Here is a 19104-nt window from a genome sequence, read left to right on the forward strand (position 1 = left end):
GCGCAAGCCCTACAGTAGTTCCTGTGATATCCACTCTTCATCCATTACAGGAATAAACTGATGCAACTCCATGAATATGCTAGCTTTGATGGGTTGGGACTGGCCCAGCTAATGCGCGACGGCGCCGTTTCCGCCGCCGAATTGCACGACGCCGCCATGCGCGCCTGCGCCACCGTCAACCCGCACATCAACGCCGTGGTCGAAGTGTGGCCGGCGGATCTGTCCGCCATCGACCACGCGGCGCCGTTCGCCGGCGTGCCATTCCTGATCAAGGATGTGGCCGTCACCATGGCGGGCCAGCGCAGCGAAGCGGGCAGCCGCCTGGGCGCCGGCCATGTTGCCACACTCGACTCCCACCTGATGACGCAGTTTCGCGCAGCTGGCTTGGCCACGTTTGGCCGCACCAGCACGCCGGAAATGGCGTTTGCCACCACCACGGAACCTGTGCTCTACGGTGCTACGCGCAATCCCTGGAACCTGAACTTGAGCGCGGGCGGCTCCAGCGGCGGCGCGGCGGCGGCCGTGGCTGCCGGCATCGTGCCGCTGGCCCATGCGACGGACGCGGCCGGGTCCATCCGCGTGCCTGCCGCGTCGACGGGGCTGTTCGGCCTGAAACCGAGCCGGGGCAGGGTCTCGAACGGCCCTGCCATGGACGAGATCTTCAGCGGCCTGGGCGTGCAGCTGGGCGTGAGCCGCACGGTGCGCGACAGCGCCGCCTTGCTCGACTGCGTGCAGGGCGTGCTGCCGGGCGAGCCGTATGTGACCGCTGCGCCCGGCCACAGCTGGCTGTCGCAGGTGAGCGTGGCGCCAGGCACGCTGCGCATTGCCGTGCAGCGCGCCGCCTGCAATGGCGCCCAGCCCGTGCCCGCCATCGATGCCACGCTGAACGCCACCGTGCGCCTGCTGGAAAGCCTGGGCCACCATGTGGAAGAAGTGTCACCCGCGCTGGGCGTGTCGTGGGAAGCCTTCGTGCACGCGAACGCCAGCATCTGGTGCGCCAATCTGGTGCCGTGGATAGATGCCCTGGCGCAGGAAAGCGGGCGCGCCGTGTCGCTCGACACCCTGGAAGCGGCGACCCTGGCCTGCTACCGCCATGGACAGACGGTGTCGGCAATCGCTTTCGTGGCGGCCCTCGACGTGCGCAACATGGTCACGCGCCAGGCCGGCGCCTTGTTCGGCCAGTACGACGTGCTGCTGACGCCCACCTTGCCGGACTTGCCGTGGCAACTGGGGCGCTATGGTGAAAAGGAGGAACAGCTTGACGGCCTGGGCTGGACGGCGCGCCTGTTCGAGCATTCGCCGTACACGCCGCTGGCCAACGTGGCGGGCTTGCCGGCCATGTCCGTGCCACTCGGCATGTCGGATGACGGTTTGCCGATCGGCATGCAGTTCATGGCTGGCTATGCGAATGATGGGATCTTGCTGCGCCTGGCAGGGCAGCTGGAGCGGGCGACGCCGTGGGGACAACGGCGGCCGCCCGTGTGGGCGGGCAAGGTGTAAGCATGCCATGAAGGCGGCTGAAACCGGCCGCCATATCGGCTTTGGCCTGCGGCAAGAAGCTGGGGTCGGACCCGCCGGGTCCGACCCCATTCCTTGTTCTTGGGTGAAAAATATCAGGTGGGCAGCGTCGCCAGCGGCGCCGCGCCGCGGCTTTCCAGGCGAAAGCGGGCTTTTTCCCACAGCCGGTCGTGGAAGGGCAGGACGATCACGTTGCAGATCGGCTCGACCACGGCCAGCAAGCCGCCGAAGGCCATGGAACCTGTGGCCCAGTACATGACGCCGAAGGCCACGCCCATGTGCAGGCTTGTCTGGCTGAGCTTTTCCCCGGCCAGGGCGGCAAAGCCCAGACGGCTGGCGGCGTAGCGGCGGCGAATCGCATGCCAGGCTTTTTCATGCCACGGCAACAGGGCCACGTTGATGATCGGTTCAATGATTGCGGCCAGGCCTCCGAGTGCCAGGGACCCCGTCAGCAAGTAGGCGAGGCCGAAGGCGATCGACATATGCGTGCAGACCTGGCTGAATGTTTTGATGGCGGTGAACAAGGGAGGCTCCTTTCTGTTGAATTCGCTTATCCTTGATTTAGATAGTAACGATTCTCATTTACAAAAGGAAGTAAAATATTTCAACCGGACTCATAGATTGAAGCTATGGTTTGTGAAATATCAATTGCCCTTGCTTTGGGCACATCCCGCTACAGCGTTCAGCGTATCGCCGTCGCCTGCGACCACACGGCTTGCCAGCGGCCCTCGCGCCATTCGTAGCTATCCATATGCCAATAGCGCGAGCGGGGGACGGATTGGCCGCCGAAATTGATTTCAAGCTGGGCCTGGTAGCGCAGGACGGCCGCATTGCCGTACAGGCGCACGGCGATCTCGCCCGGTTCCCAGCTCAGATAGCGCATCTGACCCGCCGCGATGGCGCCCAGATATTCTTCCCGCGACAGCATGCTGCCGATGGGTGTAATCAGCTGAAAATCGTCCGCGTGCAGGATGCGCGCCGCGTTGGTATCCGCCGCCACCAGGGCGCGCAAGCGGCTGCGTTCCGTTTGGCGCAGCAGTTCTATTTGCTGTTCGTTATCCATTGCTGCATTGAAATCGGTCATGACAGTCCTGTTCGGGCAGGTGATTGACACTTTGACGGTTTTTGTCCAAAAGCCATGTTGACACTATATGGCCATAGTGTCAACATGGCTACATGAGCACCGATACCCATAAAACCCAGCGCATACTCGACGCAGCCCTCGGCGTGTTTTGCCGCTACGGCTACCGCAAGACGTCCATGCTCGACATCGCGCAGGCGGCCGCTATGTCACGCGCCGCGCTATACCTGCACTTCAAAAACAAGGAAGACGTGTTTCGCGCCGGTTCCGAACGGGCCCATGCCACCGTCATGGCGCACGTGACCGCGGCGCTGGCCGAACCCGGCCCCGTTTTGACGCGCATCGAAACGGCGCTGCTGGCATTCCAGCAAGGCTTGATGGCGGAAATTTCAGCCAGCGCCCATGGGCAGGAATTGTTCGATGCCAATATGAGCCTGGCTGCCGACATCACCCTGACGGCGCGGGCAACCTTGGTGGCATCCCTGGCCGGTGCGCTGGATCAGGCCGAAGCGGCGGGCGACATCGCGCTGCGCCGGGTCGACGCGACTGCCGTGCAGGTGGCCGGCTTGCTGGTGGCGACCATGGATGGCATCAAGCACACGCAAGGGGGAGGGGAGGCGCTGCGCCAGGGCATGGCGCTGCACATGCGCCTGCTGGGCGCGGCGTTGCTGCGCATGTGAGCGGCAAGGCTCGCATACGCAGTCGGGCCAGGGCTGTTACGGCAGGGTTTTCAGCACGGTCTTCGTGGGCACGGAGAAATTATAGTTGTCGTGGCGGTCCCAGTTGATCGACCACGTCATCACGCCGCGGAAGTCCGGATACGCCTGCAGCGGCTTGATGGTGCCGCAGTTGAGCAGGCGCGTCAGGCAATTCAGGGCGTTGCTGACGTCGGCATTCGTCGTGAAACCTGAGCCGGCCGAGCTGCGGCCCGACGGCACGCCAAAGCCCACCTGGTCCGGACGCAGGCCGGCGAAGGTATTGCCGCCATAATTGAATCCTTCGATCAGCATGCGCGCCGTGGCCACCAGCTGGTCGGCCGAACCGGCCTTGATGGGGCCGGTGGCGTACGGCGTGTAGATGTCGCCATTGTTGTAATACTGCGGATGCAACACCGTCAGCTCGCTGCGCAAGGCGTTGATGATGGGAATGTAGGCGCCCCAGATGCTGCCATAACTCGTGTAGCCCCCTTCCACATACACCCATTCCGGCGCCATCGACAGGTAAAAACTGCTGCCGACCTTGGTTTTCAGGTTTTTCACGGCGATCGGCAAGTAGGTCTGGATGGCCGCGCCTTGCGCCACGCCGTTTTCCAGGTCCAGGTCGATGCCGTCGAAGCCATACTTGGTGATGATGGCGTACAGGCTGTTGGTGAAATTCGTCGCTTCAGCCGTGTTGCCGACGGAAACGGAGCCATTTTGCCCGCCCAGCGACAGGATGACTTTCTTGCCTTTCGCACGCTTGGCGGCCACGTCGGCGATGAATTGCGCTTCCGTGCCCGCGCCCGGATCGATGGTCAGGCTGACATTGCCGCCGCCCGCGTTGTCGCCGAAGGAGACAACGATCACGTCCCAGTCATCGCTGACCTGGCTGATCGGATACGTGGCGCCGCTGGGGTTGGTGAAGTTGTGCCAGTAACCGATCAGCGCGTGTTTCGCCAGGCCCGTGGGGGTGGGGGTGGGGGTGGGCGTCGGTGTAGGAGTTGGAGTCGGGGTAGGCGTCGGGGTGGGAGTTGGCGTAGGTGTTGGCGTAGGTGTTGGGGTAGGCGTGGGTGTCGGAGTGGGTGTCGGAGTGGGCGTAGGTGTCGGCGTGACGCAGTCTCCCACCGCCGTCCAGGGCTGGCCGCTGCCGGCGCCGCCGCTGCTGGTCGACGGGTTATTTCCTTGCGTCCACCAATTGGCCGTGTAATTGACGTTGTTGTAGCTGGCCTGGCCGCCGCCGTTGTAGGCCGTGCCGCTGTTCCACGGCGTGTAGCAGGCGACCGCCTGGGCCGAGGCGGCCAGCAGCTGGCTAGCGCTTGCGCTGGATGCGTCGCCGCTGCCGCCACCGCAGGCGGCCAACGTTCCCCCGAAGAGGGTAAGGATGAGGGTATTCATGACTGTCCGGTTCATTGCGTCTCCTTGTGTATTTTTTTGGCCGGGCGGCTGGACACCGTCCGATTTTTCAGAGTGCAAGCATTGCAGGTGGTAGTCAACTGGTTTTGTTCCTTGCGCAAGATCACAATACCAGTTGCCGTCTTTCCCCATATGAAGGGCGATGTGGGCCATACCAGTGCCTATTTTCCAGTGTGCTGGTATGGTGCCAGAAATGGCGCCGGGAGCAGGGCGGGGAAGGGAGGTGGATACCAGGCAAGGTCTTGCGGCGGTTACGGCGCTGTTTCCTCGCGCAAATCGGCATGCGGCACGCGCGACAGATCCAGCAGCATTTGCGTCAAGGCCACGGTCTGGCGCTGCATCAGCCGATAATCCGCCCGGGTCACGGCGTCGACGCCATAGTTGAGCCAATAGGTCGGTTGCGTGACGTAATGCACCGTGGGAATGCGCCGGGAAGCGCGTACATATTGGCCCGCGCCAGGCCAGCCGGCATACTGCGAGCCGGGTTTGATTGGAGGCAACACGAACGCTGGCGCCGCATCGGCCTGCCTCACCATGGCACGGGACGCCTCCATCAGGGCCGGCGTGCGGGGCGAAAACACGGCGGCCGGCTCAAACCTGCCCGTGGGAGCCAAATAACCGTTGCTGTCGGGCAGGACTTCCAGCGCGCCCAGGTTCCCGATGGCGAGCATCGCGGCGATGCGCTGCATCAAGCCATCGTTCTTGTGCCGTTCGAGAAACTGCTCGGTGCCCACGCCGCCGGCAAGCTCGCCGCTCGTCAGCAACAGCATGACACTGCGCGGCAAGCTGTCCTGCGGCAGGCGCGTCAGGTACTGGGCCATGTCGACGATGGCGTTCGGCCCGTTGTCTGCCAGCGCGTTCGTGCCATCCGTATGGCTGCCCAGCACCATCAATTCCTCGGACTTGCCGGGGATGATGCCGATCAGATTGCGCGTCTGCACCTGCCGGACGGTGGCAGCCATGGTCAGCCGCAGCACGGGCGCCGTGCCTGCCAGCACGCTTTCGCGCAGGCGCTGGCCACCGTCCCGGTCGATAAACACGCCGGGCAACTGGCGCACTTTGCCATCGCCAGGCGCATACAGGCCGGCCGCCGTCAATGGCGGCGTATCGAGAATGACGATCACGCCCGCCGCACCGACCGCCTGCAGGCTGTCCAGCAGGGCGATGAACGGCCCCAGCATCTGGAACTGGCGCGCATACGGCGTATCCGGCCCCATGGCGTGGTCCGGATCGTGGACGCGCACCGCGGTCTGGTGAAACGCCTGGCCTGTCCACGCCACGGCGGGCATGTCGACGAGCACCAGCTTGCCGGCCAGGCTGGCATCGGGCCTGGCCCCCGGCGCCAGATAGGCGATGCGGCCCGTAATACCGGACGGCGGCGTTACGCCCGAATACGGGATGTAGCCGACCGTGGACAATACGCTAACTCTGTCGTCGTAGAGCAGTTCCAGGCCCCAGTCGTCCATTTGCACCGACCATTGCCGGAAGCTGACGGGCTCGAAGCGCAGTTGTTTGACACCGGCGCGCGCCAGGCGTTCATGCAGGGCGTCGATATACGCTTCATGCCGGAGCGATCCGGTGGCGCGCAGGCGGCGCTCATCCAGGTCGACTTGCCAGTCCAGCAGCTGTTTTCTGGACAGGAACTGCGTGGCGTCGACCGTCACGGCAGCCGATGCAGGCAGGGCGCGCGCGGGCCAGGGACCAGGCTTGCTGGCGCAGGCGGACAAGGCGGCCGTAATGGCCAGCGCGCCGGCGTGGGACAGGGCGCGACGGCAAGATGCTAGCGCCGTGCGTGCAGGTAGCTTGAGACTTCTCATGCAAAATAGTCGGTAAATACCTGATTTCATTGATATTGTAGGTCTTGAAAATACTGGTCACGGACGGCAATTTACCACGAGACCAGGCGCCGGGCCGGCACGCCTGAGCGGGCGACGCTTTTTCAAGCGTCAGGTTCCTTTCTTCAAAGAAAACCTGTAACTTCCTGCATGGCAGCAGGCCATGGCGAAAGCGACAATCATGAAAAAGATATTGATACTGGGTGCAGGCGGACAGGTGGCGCAGTGGGTCATCCGCGCCTTGGCGGGTCGTGACAACATCGCCTTGACGCTGCTGCTGCGCAATCCCGGCAAGCTGCCCACGCCAGTCCCGTCCAACGGCACCGTGCTGGCCGGCGACGTGCTGGACCAGGCATTGCTGCGGCAAACGATGCCCGGTCACGACCTGGTCTACGCCAATCTGGTGGGCGACGACATGGAAGACCAGGCCAACAGCATCATTGCCGCCATGCAGGCCTCTGGTGTCGAGCGCCTGATTTTCGTCCTGTCGATGGGCATCTACGACGAAGTTCCCGGCAAATTCGGCGCATGGAACAACGCCAGGCTGGCGGAACACCTGAAACCATTCCGCCGCGCCGCCGACGCCATCGAAGCGTCGGGCCTGGCATACACCATCGTGCGCCCAGCCTGGATGACGGACGAGGATGAAGTTGACTACGAACTGACGACGCGCCACGCGCCATTCAAAGGCACCGTGGTATCGCGCAAGAGCGTGGCAGACCTGATCGCCAGCATCATCGACGCGCCAGATTTGCACCCGCACGCCAACCTGGGCGTGAACAAACCGAACACGGACGGGGACAAGCCGTATTTCATGTAGCGTGTTCAAGCGAAGGAATCCAGCGGCCGCGACAGCGGCTCGCGGATAGGGAAAATCGCATTTGCGATTGGGGAGTTGGCAAAATGGGGGCTTTACGAAATTCATCCATAACTTCGCATAATTTATATTATGTAAAATTGATGATGGTGGGCGCGGGGTGTTAATGCCTGTTTCAAAGCATTTAAGGTGTAATCTACCCTTGTCGCTTTTTTGTGGAAGTCGATCAATGTCCGGTTCTCAACTCCATCATTACGTGCCCCGCTTTCTGTTGCGCCGTTTCGGACGCGGCAAGAACGATCAGCTACATACCTATGACAAAGCCACGCATACAGCGTTTTCACGCGCCGTCGGAAAGTTGGCAGCACATTACGACTACTATGACTTTGAGTTCAGTGGCCAGACAATGACCATTGAACCAACGCTGGCCGATGTGGAAGCGAAGGCAGGTGCACACATTGCACGCATCGTCAGGGAACGTAGATTGAACTTGATCGACCCGCTTGAACTTGGAGAGTTGGCTCGATTTTTTGCGATCCAGTTGGTGCGTACTCCAGCCAATCAAGCCTCTGGGGCCGAACTGTTTGGGCAGATAGAGACATGGCTACGAGCGGAAGGCATGCCTGAGGCCTACTTTGCGCCGGATCCTCTGGTTGGTACGGGAAAAAATGCAGAGCGAGTGCAGATGGCGCGGCGGATCATGAATGCTCCACGTGACTATGGCCGCGCGTTCGTCGACAAAGACTGGGTGCTATTCGAGACCGATCCATGCAGTCCTTATCTCATTGGTGATCATCCTTTGGTTATGCATAATGAACGTCCCGCAGGTTTGCGCGGGAACGTAGGCTTAACGGTCGAAGGAATTGAAATTTACTTTCCGCTCTCTCCTCAACTGACACTGGGGATGCTTTGCCACTCCATTGGCGATCAAATTCATACGAAGCTTGCAGCTCGGCACCCTGGGACACTTGGTAATGACCATTCGCAGCTAGCTCGCTTGGACGAGGCAATGACCAGCGGAACACCAATGCATGTGGGAGCCGATGGCAGCACATTTTTCAACGGGTTACAGATTGCCCATGCGGAACGCTTCGTGTTTTCATCTGACGGAAATTTCGAGTTGGTTGAATCGATGTTAAAGGACGATCCATCCCTGCAGTGTGGATTGCGGATGACAGAAGCAACTGGGAAATTTTAGTACTCCACACAACGTACCGTGGAGCCATAACGAAAATACCGTGATTTCGACTGACGGCCGAACTTGTATCAACGCGCCGTCAGCCTGGGCTCAGCTAGCGTTTCTTGTCCGACTGCGACACCAGCGAGCCGGCTAGGGATCTGGTGGTAGCTGCTGAATTGCCGTTCTGGAGCGCTGCGGACGCTTTAGCTTCCATTGCCTTGCCCGTCACTTTCTGAGTGCCAGACTGCGCCAGTGCGCTGCCAGCCAAGCTCCGCTGCAAAGCCGAAGCGTTCGGGTTGCCGAGCGTGCGCCCTGCAGCGGTGGCGACCTTGCCGCCAGTGTTTTTACCTGCCATACATTTCTCCTTGAAAAGAAACCCTGAATATCGAATATCCGCATCTAGTGGATTGAATGGGTATTTACACTATAGGTAGTATCTTTCCAAATGCAAGTAATTGTGTGATGACTGCCCAGTCGTTGGCGCGTCAACTGAAAAGCGCGTGCAGCGATCACTGGCTGAAAGCACCGGACGCGCAACCACCCTCCCCTGATCTGCCATGCATGGCCAGCCCCCCCCCGATGGCCGCACCTTGGCCCGCGAAGCCTATTTCCTCGAGTTTGCGAAGGAGATTGCCACGGTGGCCAGCATGCCCCTCATGGTGACGGGCGGCATACGCCGCTATCTGATGGTCTAGCAAGTATGGAACAACGGCATAGCCATGGCCGGCATGGGAACGGCCCTCGCGATCGATCCGCAACTGCCCAAGGCATGGCGTTCAAATCAAGCGGCAAGCCCCTTTCTCCGGGCCATCACCTGGAAAAACAAAGTGCTGTCGTTGATCGCCTATATGGCGATGGTGAAGTATCAGCTGCGACGACTGAGCCAGGGCAAGCAGACCCAGCCCCAGGTGGCGCCTGCCCTGGTGCTGCTGATACAGCAATGGGAAACCGCCATCCGGAACCGGCAGTATCGCCGCAGGATGCATAGCGGCTTTTGAATTGACTTTTCCAAGTCAAACATTGCTGGAAGTCATTATTAATTGACCATTGATAACTTACTTGCCCGGCGCCTCGTGCGCCATGGCCTCCGCGGCTAGGGCGCGCACGTCGGCCGGCATGGATTCCTTGCGTTCGCTGTAGCGGCTGGTCAGGTAATCCGAACGGTCGCGCACCACCAGGGTGAATTTATACAACTCCTCCATGACGTCGACCAGTCGGTCGTAGTATGGCGACGGCTTCATGCGGTCGTTGTCGTCGAATTCCTGGTATGCCTTGGCGACGGACGACTGGTTCGGGATCGTCACCATGCGCATCCAGCGGCCCAGCACGCGCAAGCCATTGACGGCGTTGAACGATTGCGAGCCGCCTGACACTTGCATCACGGCCAGGGTGCGTCCCTGCGTGGGGCGCACGCTGCCCATTTCCAGCGGCAACCAGTCGATCTGCGACTTGAACACGCCGGTCACGGCGCCGTGGCGTTCCGGGCTGCACCACACTTGCCCTTCCGACCACAGCGACAGTTCGCGCAGTTCCCGCACCTTGGGATGGTCAGGGCTGACGCTGTCGACCATGGGCAAGCCATGCGGGTCGAACACCCGCGTCTCGGCGCCGAAATGCCGCAGCAGCCGCTCCGCTTCCAGGGTCAGCAAACGGCTGAACGAACGTTCCCGCAGCGAGCCGTACAGCAAGAGGATACGCGGCGCATGCGTGGCCACCGCCGGCGGCGCAAGTTTATCGAGGGTCGGCGTGTCGAGGTGGGCCGCGCTGATGTTGGGCAAGTCATGCATGGTGGTTTCCTTCTTCAATTATTCCATAATAGTCGAATTATGGAATTAATGTAAGCTTGTTTTCCAACTGAGCACATGCCATCGCTTCCCGTATATGTTGATGTGGATCAATCAATTTTCGTATCGTGTGCAGCAGAATATGATCATTCGCAAGACTTTGTTCTGCATCCCGCACTACACATTAGCCACTTCAAAGGAATAATATGCTACCCACAACAATGAAGGCCGCCGTTGTCGAGCAACTGGGCCAGCCGCTGGTGCTGCGCGACGTCCCCGTGCCGGTACCCGGCCCCGGCCAGATCCTCGTCAAGACGGAAGCGTGCGGCGTGTGCCACACGGACTTGCATGCGGCGCACGGCGACTGGCCCGTCAAACCGACGCCTCCGTTCATTCCCGGCCACGAAGGCATCGGCCTGGTAGTGGCCGTGGGTACGGGCGTGACGGAAGTGCAGCTGGGTGACCGGGTCGGCGTGCCCTGGCTGTACTCGGCGTGCGGCCATTGCGAACATTGCCTGGCAGCCTGGGAAACCGTGTGCGCCGAAGCGCAATTCGGCGGCTATACCAAGAATGGCGGCTTTGCCGAGTACATCCTGGCCGACCCGCGCTACGTCGCGCACATTCCGGCGGGTCTGTCGGCCGTGCAGGCTGCGCCCATCATCTGCGCCGGCGTGACCAGTTACAAGGGCATCAAGGAAACGGGCGCGCGGCCGGGCCAGTGGCTGGCCGTGTCCGGCATCGGCGGACTGGGCCACCTGGCCATCGAATATGCGGTGGCCATGGGCTTGCGCGTGGCGGCCGTCGACATCGATGAAGGCAAGCTGGAGCATGCGCGCGCCTTGGGCGCCGAAGTGACCATCAATGCGCGCCAGGGCGACCCCGTCGCGGCCTTGCGCGAAGCGACCGGGGGCGGCGCCCACGGCGTGCTGATCACGGCGCCGTCGATCGATGCCTTCCAACAAGGCGTGGCGATGACGCGCAAACGCGGCACCTGCGTGCTGGTGGGCTTGCCGCCGGGCGACTTCCCGACGCCGCTGTTCGACGTCGTCGCCAATTGCGTGACGATACGCGGTTCTTTCGTGGGCACGCGCCAGGACATGGCCGAGGCGCTCGCCTTCGCCGCCACCGGCAAGGTCAAGGCCGGCGTGGAATTGCAGCCGCTGTCGGCCATCAACGAGATCTTCAGCCGGCTGGAGCACGGCAAGGTGGCCTCGCGCGTGGTGCTCGATTTCAGCGGCAAGTAAGCGCGAGGCCAGCATGCCGGTGTGTCGTGCGACGGCAAGTAAATTTATGTTGCTATGATGGCATTCCACAAAGACACACCGAGGACCTACCGATGAAGAAATCCCTCTCCGGCCTGCTGGCCTGCGCCGCCCTCGCCTTGTCCTTTTCGGCTGGCGCGGCCAGTGCGGCGGATCCCGCCGCGACTTCGCTGCCCGGACACTATTACCTGCAAGGCGTGATGGAAGTGGGCTCCGAACTGCTGCTGAAAAAGGATGGCAAGTTCGAGTGGACGCTCAGTTATGGCAATACCGACGAGCAAGCCAGCGGCGAGTGGCGCGTGGCCGGCGACATGGTGACCCTGGTGGCGGGCGACGGCGGCAAGGAGCCGCAGTTTCGCGTGTTCGAGGAATCGGAAATGCGCATTCAGAAACCCGCCGAAGCAGGCACGTGGGTGGCCATCGTCGGTTTCCCCCAAGTGGGACCGATGGCCGACGTGGAAGTGAAGTTCGAAGCGCAAAGCGGCAAGACGGCCACGGCCGTGAGTGTGGCGAACGGCGACGCCATCGTCCGCATGCCGGCGTCGGAACACTGGGTGCGGGCCGGCTTGCGCCGCCAGGGTTCCAAAGCCGATTATCAATGGCTGGCCGTGCCAGCCGAGCGGGCGCAGGAACGCCTTGCCGCATTCGCCGTCACCGACGCCCAATGGCTCAGGGGGCAAGCCTTCCAGACGCTGAACTTTCGGGTGGTCAAGGGTGGCCTGAAACTGCACGGCATGGACAGCGCCGTCGCCAAAGGCCTGTACGCGAAGGCATCCGGCCAGTAAGCCGCCTTCCCCCTCCCATTCTCTACAGCAGCTCGGCGCCTGACCGGCAATATCGTCCAGGACAAGGCCCGTGCGCCGTTGACACCCTGCGCGGTCTGTCCTATAGTCGCCGGGTTAACGACAAATGAGAATGAGAATCATGTTCAGTTCTATCAAGAAATGGCTCGCGTGCTACCCGCTCGTGGCCGCCAGCCTCAGCCTGTTACTGGCAGGTGGCGCGCACGCGCAAGCGACCGATGCTGGCGCCGGGGCCAAGCAATTGTGGCAATTGATTGACTACGTTGCCGTCGATTACAGCGGCGCCGTCGAGCACGGCAAAGTGGTCAGCGAGGCGGAATACGCCGAAATGCTCGACTTTACGGACAACGCGACGACGCAGATCGCCGCCCTGCCCGCCCACGCCTCGCAAGCGGCCATCGCCTCCGCCATCGCCGACCTGCGCAAAGCCGTCGTCGCCAAGGCGGGCAGCGTGGAAGTCAAGCGCCTGGCGCACCATGCGAATAGCTTGCTGATCGCCGCCTACCCGATCCCCGTGGCGCCGAAAGTGCTGCCGAACCTGGCGCGCGGCGCGGCCCTGTATGCGGCCCAGTGCGCTTCTTGCCACGGCGTGGCCGGCGGCGGCGATGGTCCGCTGGCGGCCAGCCTGGAGCCGAAACCGATCGCCTTCACGGATGGCGAACGGGCGCAGTCGCGCAGCCTGATGGCGCTGTACCAGGTCATTTCGCAAGGCGTGGCCGGCACCTCGATGGCCAGTTTCGGCCAGCTGTCCGAGAACGAGCGCTGGGATCTGGCCTTCTATATCGGTGGCATGTCGCACGATGCGGCGGCCAGCGCGCGCGGCGAAAAGCTGTGGCAGGACGATCCGCGCAGCAAAAAACTGTACGCGGACCTGGCCGCCGTGACGACCTTGACGCAGGAAGCCGTGGCCGCCAAGCTGGGCACGGACGAGGCCAAAGCGCTGACGGCGTACTTGCGCAGCCATGCCGACAAGGCCGAGGCGCACAAGCCGGCGGGCCTGGCCCTGTCGCGGCTGCGCCTGGCCGAAAGCCTGGCCGCCATGCATGCGGGCGACCGCGCGGGCGCCACGCGCCTGGGCCTGTCGGCCTACCTGGACGGTTTCGAGCCAATCGAACCGATGGTCGGCGCGCGCAACAAATCCCTGCTGCTGGCCGTGGAAAACGCCATGCTGGCTTACCGCTCCGCCGTGGCCAAGGGCACGGTGGCCGATGCCGACGCGGCCGGTGAAAAACTGCAGCAACTGTTTACCCACGTGGAAGCGGAACTGGGCGACGCCAAGGCCGACCCGATGACGACCTTCGTCGGCGCCCTGACGATCTTGCTGCGCGAAGGCGTGGAAGCGCTGCTGATCGTGATCGGCATTATCGCTTTCCTGCGCAAGGCCAAGCGCAAGGACGTGCTGGCCTACGTGCATGCGGGCTGGGCCAGCGCGCTGGTGGCGGGCGGACTGACGTGGGTGGCGGCGACGTATCTGGTCACCATCAGCGGCGCCAGCCGGGAAGTGAGCGAGGGACTCGGTTCCGTGTTCGCGGCCCTGGTCCTGCTGAGCGTGGGCTTGTGGATGCACCAGAAGAGCAGCGCCGGGCGCTGGCAGGAATACCTGCACGAGAAACTCACGGCGGCCATGACGCGGCGCTCCGCCTGGGGCCTGTTCGCCCTGGCCTTCATCGCCGTCTACCGCGAAGTCTTTGAAACCGTGCTGTTCTATTCCGCCCTGGCGGCGGACGGCAATGGCGGCGCCCTGCTGGGCGGTTTCGTGGTGGCCATCGTGCTGCTGGTCGTGATCGCCTGGGCCTTGCTGCGCACGAGCGCCCGCATGCCGATCGGCAAGTTCTTCTCGTGGACGTCCGCCTTCGTGGCCGTGCTGGCCGTGATCCTGATGGGCAAAGGCGTGGCCGCGCTGCAGGAAGCGGGCTGGGTTGGCGTCAGCCCCGTCGATTTCATCCGCGTCGACCTGCTGGGCATCCTGCCCACCCTGGAAACCTTGCTGGCGCAAGCGGCCATCGTGGCCATCATCGTCGTCGGCTATGGCTGGAACCGCGTTTCCGCAGGCAAGCGCAAGCTGGCCTGATCCTGCAGTCGCGGCACTGCAGCGTCCAGCGGGCGCTGCCTACGCCAGGTGGATCGGCGCGAACGACTCGGCAAACAGATCGGGCTCGTAACCGGCGGCATTGAACAGGTGGCCACAGGATTCGTCGATCGCGGCGCGCAGTTTTGCCTGATCGACGCCCAGCACGACGCCGCCCCGTTTGCGCACGCGCCCGCCAATGATGACGGTATCGATATTGCTGCGCTCAGCCGCGTGCACGACGGTACCGATGGCGTTATTGACCGGGTAAAGGTTGAGGTCGCCGGTGCGTATCAGCACCAGGTCGGCCTGCTTGCCTGGAGTCAAACTCCCGATGCGCTGTTCCAGCCCCGCCACCGCGGCGCCGTCGATCGTGGCAGCTTCCAGCAAGCGGAACGCATCGGTGGGCGCGGCCGCATGACGATGTCCCTGGCGATGCCCCTGGCAATTTCCCATTACCCGCTGCAGGTAGAACGCCACGCGCATTTCCATGAACATGTCGCCGCTGTACGAGGTCTCGTTGTCGACACTGAGGCCGGGACGTATGCCGTGCTGGTACGCCGCCTGCCAGGCGTTCATGCCATCCTCGATACCGTAGTGGGCATCCGAACGCGGGCATACATTGACGCGCACGCCCGCCTCGCGCAAGATGCGCCAGCCCAATTCCGGCAGACAAGTGCAGTGGTTGAAGATATTGTCGCTGCCGAGCAGTCCCTGCCGGTGCAAGCTTTCCAGTTCGGCCGCCATGCCGCCGCCAAAAAACTCGGTCACGATGGGAATACCCAATTGACGTGCGACGGCCCACTGCGCAGGTTCCAGCTGCGCCATCATGGCCAGCGTCACCAGGCTGTCGGGATTCGTAAAATACCTAGCCTGCAAGCGCGCCAGGTTGCCCGGCCAATGCGCCTCATCCCAGACACCCGACACGGGCGCCCCCGAGGCGTGCACGGCGCGGATGCCCGCATCGAGCAGCGCGTCGACCGCCGCGTCGGAGTGCGCCGCCGTGCGGCTGTTGTGGGAATTGTCGACCACGGTCGTGATGCCGGCGTCGATGCAGCCCAGAGCCGTGAGCACATTGCCCACGTAAATGTCGCGCGGCCGGTAGTATTTGGCGAACGAAAAATGCGTGGCATTGCAATAGTCCTCGAGCGTTGCCGCATTCGGGTTGATGCGGCGCAGTTGGCCTTCCCAGGAATGGCGGTGGGTATCGACCATGCCTGGAATGGCGATCATCCCTGCGGCATCGATCACTTCGGCGCCGTCGGCTTGCAGGTTCTGGCCGATGGCGGCGATGGTGCCATTGGCAATCAGGATATCGCCCCTGGGTACATTGCCGACATTGCCATCCATGCTGATGATGGTGGCGCCTTTGATCAGCATCTTGTGCGGGACTGGGGCCAGCGGAGCCAGCAATTGAGAGACTTGTTCAGACATGCGTGATTTCCTGCCATAGGTAGTGGATTGCACGCAGTCTAGTGCAGGCAAGCACGGGGGAAAAGTGGCGCCCCGCGTTTTCAGCATGCGGAAAAACCGAACAATGTTGGGTTATAGTGCCGTTTCCCCTACTGCCAACAAGACAAGACATGGACCGCGTACAAGCAATGCAGGTATTCCTCCGCGTGGTCGAGAGCAAGAGTTTTGTGCGCGCGGCAGAGACCCTGGGCTTGCCTGCCTCGTCGGTCACCGGCATCATCAAGCGGCTGGAAAAACATTTGCAGACGCGCCTGCTGAACCGTTCCACCAGAAACCTCAGCCTGACACCGGAGGGCGAGCGCTACTTCCACCGCTGCCGCGACATACTCGACCTGATCGCCGACACCGAAGCGGGCCTGCAGGGTTCCAGCGAGCGCCCGCAAGGACGCTTGCGCGTGGATATGCCTGGCGGCATCGCCCATGCCGTGATCTTGCCCCAGTTGGCGCAATTCCAGCAGCGCTACCCCGACATCTACCTGATGATCGGCGTCAATGACCGCCAGGTCGACTTGATACAGGAAGGCGTCGATTGCGTCATCCGCACCGGCAGCCTGGAAGACTCGACGCTGGTCGCGCGCCGGCTGGGCGAACTGCGCTGGATCACCTGCGCGGCGCCGTCCTACCTGGCCGAGCACGGCGTTCCCGCAACTTTGGAAGATGTACATGGACACCGGGCCGTCCACTACTTTTCCAGCACGCCGCGGCGCGGCGGCGAGCTGCAGTTCATCGACGACGGGGCCAGTATCACCGTTCCCCTCCCCGGCACGGTCGCCGTCAATGAGACGGGGCTGTACATCGAGCTGGGCCTGGCCGGCCACGGCTTGATGCAGCTGGCCGAGATCCTCGTAAGCGGCCATTTGCAGGCCGGAACATTGGTCGAGGTGCTGGCCGACAGGCGGCCGGCGCCCGTGCCGGTATCGCTGCTCTACCCCCACCAGCGCTTTCTTTCCCCTGCGATGCGGGCGTTCATCGACTGGACTACGGGGCTGTTCAACAACGGTGCGTGACAATTGAATAGTAATATTTTCAAAAATTTAACTATATTCGCTATTGCAGAGATTTATGCCGGCCAGCCGGACATTGGCCGTATCGGAAGCAACCCATCCATTGAACGTTCCACCAACGAAAGCATATCGATGAAAACTTCACGCGCAACTAGCTGGTCGCTGGGTCTTATTGTGGCAGGCGCCCTGCTCTCTTCCCACGCCTTTGCGGCGAAAATCCCCGACTGCGGCAAAAGGGAGCCAAGCAAAACCCTGCCCACGCCGCAAAACAGCGAATATGACGCCTACCGCAATGCGAAAACGAGCGCGGTCGCCGGTGGTCCCGGCAATACCGTCTTCAATAACAATGAGGGCCGCCTTCCCGCCGCCGGCAAGGACGAGGTTTATTATGAATACTATCTGGGGATCGGCGGCGATGGCGGAGCCGGTTCGCATCGTGCGGTCTTGCTTGTGCAGACACCGAAGGGGAAACGCAAATTGGTGGAGCGCTATTACACGCAGGACCACTATGCCAGCTTTTGCAGCCTGAAGAGCTAGTCCCTCCTCAACTACCGGCCGCGGCGGTGAAACGTCTGCCGCGGCTGGTCGCGTGCACGGTGTTGAAAAGTACGATATGATGACCGTCATGCAGAACTTACCCAACAAGAAACCCTCGGCGCACAGCCGCAAGGAAGCCACCCACGAACGCATCGTCGAAGTGGCCACGCGCGCCATCCGCCGCAGCGGCTACGCGGGCACGGGCGTGGCCGACATCATGAAGGAAGCGGGCCTGACGCACGGCGGCTTTTATGCGCACTTCGCCTCGCGCGACGCCCTGCTGGCCGAAGCGGGAGACCGCGCGGGCGCCGAAGCGGTGGCGCTGGCAGCCCGGGTGGCGGCCGCCGCCCCGGCTGGCCAGGCGCTGCAGGCCATGCTGGCCGCGTATTTGTCGCCCGAACACATCGCCGCCATCGAGGTGGGTTGCCCCGTCTCGGCGCTGGGTTCGGAAATGCCGCGCCAGGCACCCGAGGTGCGCCGCGCCGCCACCATCCACATCAAGGAAATGATCGACCTGTTCGCGCGCCAGATGCCAAACTGGGGCCAGCCGGAAGCGCACGCACAGGCCATGGCGACGGTATGCGCCATGATCGGCACCACCATTCTGGCGCGCGCCGTCGACGAGCCGGCCCTGTCGGACGCGCTGTGCGCGGCCACCCTGGCGCAGTTTCAAACACCAGCTTAGCCGTACCGCCCGTGGCCTTGATCCGTCCCGGGCTTTTTTTCAAACAATAATATGATGATCGTCATATTTTGTATTCCACGCTGTCAACCACTGAAGGAACATCATGAACAACAAGAAGATTGCCCTGGTCACCGGCGCCTCGTCCGGCATCGGCGCGGCCACGGCCCGGCGCCTGGCGCAAGCGGGCTATACCGTGTACGGCACCAGCCGCCGCGGCGCGCAGCTCCCTGGCCAGCAATACGCCATGCTGGCGCTCGACGTCACCAGCGAGGAGTCCGTCGCTGCCGCCGTGGCAGAGGTAATGCAGCGCGAGGGCCGCATCGACCTGCTGGTGAATAACGCCGGCTTCGGCGTGGCCCCGGCCGGCGCCGAAGAAAGTTCCATCGCGCAAGCGCGCGCCATCTTCGAGACGAATTTCTTTGGCGTCGTGCGCATGACTCTGGCCGTGCTGCCACACATGCGCGCCCAGGGCGGCGGGCGCATCCTCAATATCGGTTCCGTCGTGGGCTTTTTGCCCATGCCCTACGGCGCGCTGTATTCGGCCACCAAACACGCCATTGAAGGCTACACTGAATCGCTCGACCATGAAGTGCGCGGCTGGGGCATCCGCGCCAGCGTCATCGAACCGGCCTATACGAAAACCACGTTCGAAGCCAATCTGCTGGCGCCCGACACACCGCTGTCAGCCTACCGGCAAGTCAGCGCGGCCGTCACAAGCCGGCTGCAAACGCTGATGGCCGGCGCCGATGACCCGGCCATCGTGGCCGACAGCGTATTGGCGGCAGCGCAGGCAAGCGAACCAAAATTGCGCTACACGGCCGGGCCGCTGGCGGCGCGCCTACGCCTGATGCGCCGTTTCATGCCCGCGTCGCTGCTGGACGCCGGCTTGCGCAAGGACCTGCGCCTGGCGTGAGCGCGGGCATTTCATTCAACCTGACAAAGAGAA

Annotated in this window: 20 protein-coding genes; 13 read left to right on the forward strand and 7 right to left on the reverse strand. The window is 62.7% G+C overall.

Annotation, left to right across the window (positions count from 1 at the left end; translation table 11 throughout):
• Nucleotides 1-60: 60 nt before the first annotated feature.
• Nucleotides 61-1500: an amidase gene (locus P9875_RS16075; RefSeq protein WP_278315912.1), complete on the forward strand. Its 1440-nt coding sequence runs from the start codon at nucleotides 61-63 to the stop codon at nucleotides 1498-1500.
• A 113-nt stretch (nucleotides 1501-1613) separates the two neighbouring features.
• Here P9875_RS16075 and P9875_RS16080 read toward each other — a convergent pair whose 3' ends face one another.
• Nucleotides 1614-2042, reverse strand: a complete 429-nt coding sequence (locus P9875_RS16080; RefSeq protein ID WP_035818911.1) for a DUF2061 domain-containing protein — start codon at nucleotides 2040-2042, stop codon at nucleotides 1614-1616.
• A 158-nt stretch (nucleotides 2043-2200) separates the two neighbouring features.
• Nucleotides 2201-2602, reverse strand: coding sequence for a nuclear transport factor 2 family protein (locus P9875_RS16085; RefSeq protein ID WP_278315913.1), 402 nt, complete (start codon nucleotides 2600-2602; stop codon nucleotides 2201-2203).
• A 92-nt stretch (nucleotides 2603-2694) separates the two neighbouring features.
• Between P9875_RS16085 and P9875_RS16090 the strand changes: the two genes are divergently transcribed.
• On the forward strand, nucleotides 2695-3279 hold the full coding sequence (locus P9875_RS16090; RefSeq protein WP_099401973.1) for a TetR/AcrR family transcriptional regulator: 585 nt from the start codon (nucleotides 2695-2697) through the stop codon (nucleotides 3277-3279).
• Nucleotides 3280-3315: 36 nt separating this feature from the next.
• On the opposite strand, the gene P9875_RS16095 is transcribed toward P9875_RS16090, so the two are convergent.
• Both P9875_RS16095 and P9875_RS16100 read right to left on the reverse strand, forming a co-directional pair.
• Nucleotides 3316-4692: a chitinase gene (locus P9875_RS16095; RefSeq protein WP_278315914.1), complete on the reverse strand. Its 1377-nt coding sequence runs from the start codon at nucleotides 4690-4692 to the stop codon at nucleotides 3316-3318.
• 269 nt (nucleotides 4693-4961) lie between these two features.
• Nucleotides 4962-6527 (reverse strand): M28 family peptidase, encoded by a 1566-nt coding sequence (locus tag P9875_RS16100; RefSeq protein WP_278315915.1) that lies wholly within the window; start codon nucleotides 6525-6527, stop codon nucleotides 4962-4964.
• A gap of 199 nt (nucleotides 6528-6726) precedes the next feature.
• On the opposite strand from P9875_RS16100, the gene P9875_RS16105 reads away from it, so the two are divergent.
• Together P9875_RS16105 and P9875_RS16110 are read left to right on the forward strand one after the other, a co-directional pair.
• Nucleotides 6727-7365, forward strand: coding sequence for an SDR family oxidoreductase (locus P9875_RS16105; RefSeq protein ID WP_278315916.1), 639 nt, complete (start codon nucleotides 6727-6729; stop codon nucleotides 7363-7365).
• 226 nt (nucleotides 7366-7591) lie between these two features.
• Nucleotides 7592-8560: a DUF4238 domain-containing protein gene (locus tag P9875_RS16110; RefSeq protein WP_278315917.1), complete on the forward strand. Its 969-nt coding sequence runs from the start codon at nucleotides 7592-7594 to the stop codon at nucleotides 8558-8560.
• A gap of 94 nt (nucleotides 8561-8654) precedes the next feature.
• Here P9875_RS16110 and P9875_RS16115 read toward each other — a convergent pair whose 3' ends face one another.
• Nucleotides 8655-8897, reverse strand: coding sequence for a hypothetical protein (locus P9875_RS16115; protein ID WP_278315918.1), 243 nt, complete (start codon nucleotides 8895-8897; stop codon nucleotides 8655-8657).
• A gap of 202 nt (nucleotides 8898-9099) precedes the next feature.
• On the opposite strand from P9875_RS16115, the gene P9875_RS16120 reads away from it, so the two are divergent.
• Both P9875_RS16120 and P9875_RS16125 read left to right on the forward strand, forming a co-directional pair.
• Nucleotides 9100-9237 (forward strand): hypothetical protein, encoded by a 138-nt coding sequence (locus P9875_RS16120; RefSeq protein WP_278315919.1) that lies wholly within the window; start codon nucleotides 9100-9102, stop codon nucleotides 9235-9237.
• 24 nt (nucleotides 9238-9261) lie between these two features.
• On the forward strand, nucleotides 9262-9540 hold the full coding sequence (locus tag P9875_RS16125; protein WP_278315920.1) for a hypothetical protein: 279 nt from the start codon (nucleotides 9262-9264) through the stop codon (nucleotides 9538-9540).
• Between the two features lie 57 nt (nucleotides 9541-9597).
• Here the strand turns inward: P9875_RS16125 and arsH are convergent, their stop codons facing one another.
• Nucleotides 9598-10329 (reverse strand): arsenical resistance protein ArsH, encoded by a 732-nt coding sequence (arsH, locus tag P9875_RS16130; protein ID WP_278315921.1) that lies wholly within the window; start codon nucleotides 10327-10329, stop codon nucleotides 9598-9600.
• A gap of 203 nt (nucleotides 10330-10532) precedes the next feature.
• On the opposite strand from arsH, the gene P9875_RS16135 reads away from it, so the two are divergent.
• The 3 genes from P9875_RS16135 (at nucleotide 10533) to P9875_RS16145 (ending at nucleotide 14462) form a co-directional block, all read left to right on the forward strand.
• On the forward strand, nucleotides 10533-11570 hold the full coding sequence (locus P9875_RS16135) for a zinc-dependent alcohol dehydrogenase (RefSeq protein ID WP_278315922.1): 1038 nt from the start codon (nucleotides 10533-10535) through the stop codon (nucleotides 11568-11570).
• Nucleotides 11571-11662: 92 nt separating this feature from the next.
• The gene (locus tag P9875_RS16140) at nucleotides 11663-12373 is read left to right on the forward strand and encodes a hypothetical protein (RefSeq protein WP_278315923.1); all 711 of its coding nucleotides are present in this window, start codon (nucleotides 11663-11665) and stop codon (nucleotides 12371-12373) included.
• Nucleotides 12374-12512: 139 nt separating this feature from the next.
• Nucleotides 12513-14462, forward strand: coding sequence for a cytochrome c/FTR1 family iron permease (locus tag P9875_RS16145; RefSeq protein WP_278315924.1), 1950 nt, complete (start codon nucleotides 12513-12515; stop codon nucleotides 14460-14462).
• Nucleotides 14463-14501: 39 nt separating this feature from the next.
• On the opposite strand, the gene P9875_RS16150 is transcribed toward P9875_RS16145, so the two are convergent.
• Nucleotides 14502-15893: an amidohydrolase family protein gene (locus P9875_RS16150; RefSeq protein WP_278315925.1), complete on the reverse strand. Its 1392-nt coding sequence runs from the start codon at nucleotides 15891-15893 to the stop codon at nucleotides 14502-14504.
• A 149-nt stretch (nucleotides 15894-16042) separates the two neighbouring features.
• Here P9875_RS16150 and P9875_RS16155 point away from each other — a divergent pair, with 149 nt between their 5' ends.
• From P9875_RS16155 to P9875_RS16170, 4 genes are all read left to right on the forward strand, one after another.
• Nucleotides 16043-16939 (forward strand): LysR family transcriptional regulator, encoded by an 897-nt coding sequence (locus P9875_RS16155; protein ID WP_278315926.1) that lies wholly within the window; start codon nucleotides 16043-16045, stop codon nucleotides 16937-16939.
• A gap of 3 nt (nucleotides 16940-16942) precedes the next feature.
• Nucleotides 16943-17473 (forward strand): ribonuclease domain-containing protein, encoded by a 531-nt coding sequence (locus P9875_RS16160; protein WP_152598688.1) that lies wholly within the window; start codon nucleotides 16943-16945, stop codon nucleotides 17471-17473.
• Between the two features lie 76 nt (nucleotides 17474-17549).
• Nucleotides 17550-18158 (forward strand): TetR/AcrR family transcriptional regulator, encoded by a 609-nt coding sequence (locus P9875_RS16165; protein ID WP_423221784.1) that lies wholly within the window; start codon nucleotides 17550-17552, stop codon nucleotides 18156-18158.
• A gap of 103 nt (nucleotides 18159-18261) precedes the next feature.
• Complete coding sequence (locus P9875_RS16170; protein WP_278315927.1) at nucleotides 18262-19071, forward strand: oxidoreductase; 810 nt, start codon at nucleotides 18262-18264, stop codon at nucleotides 19069-19071.
• The last annotated feature ends 33 nt before the right edge of the window (nucleotides 19072-19104 follow it).

It is taken from the genome of Janthinobacterium rivuli (assembly GCF_029690045.1).
GTDB classification, from domain to species: domain Bacteria; phylum Pseudomonadota; class Gammaproteobacteria; order Burkholderiales; family Burkholderiaceae_D; genus Janthinobacterium; species Janthinobacterium rivuli.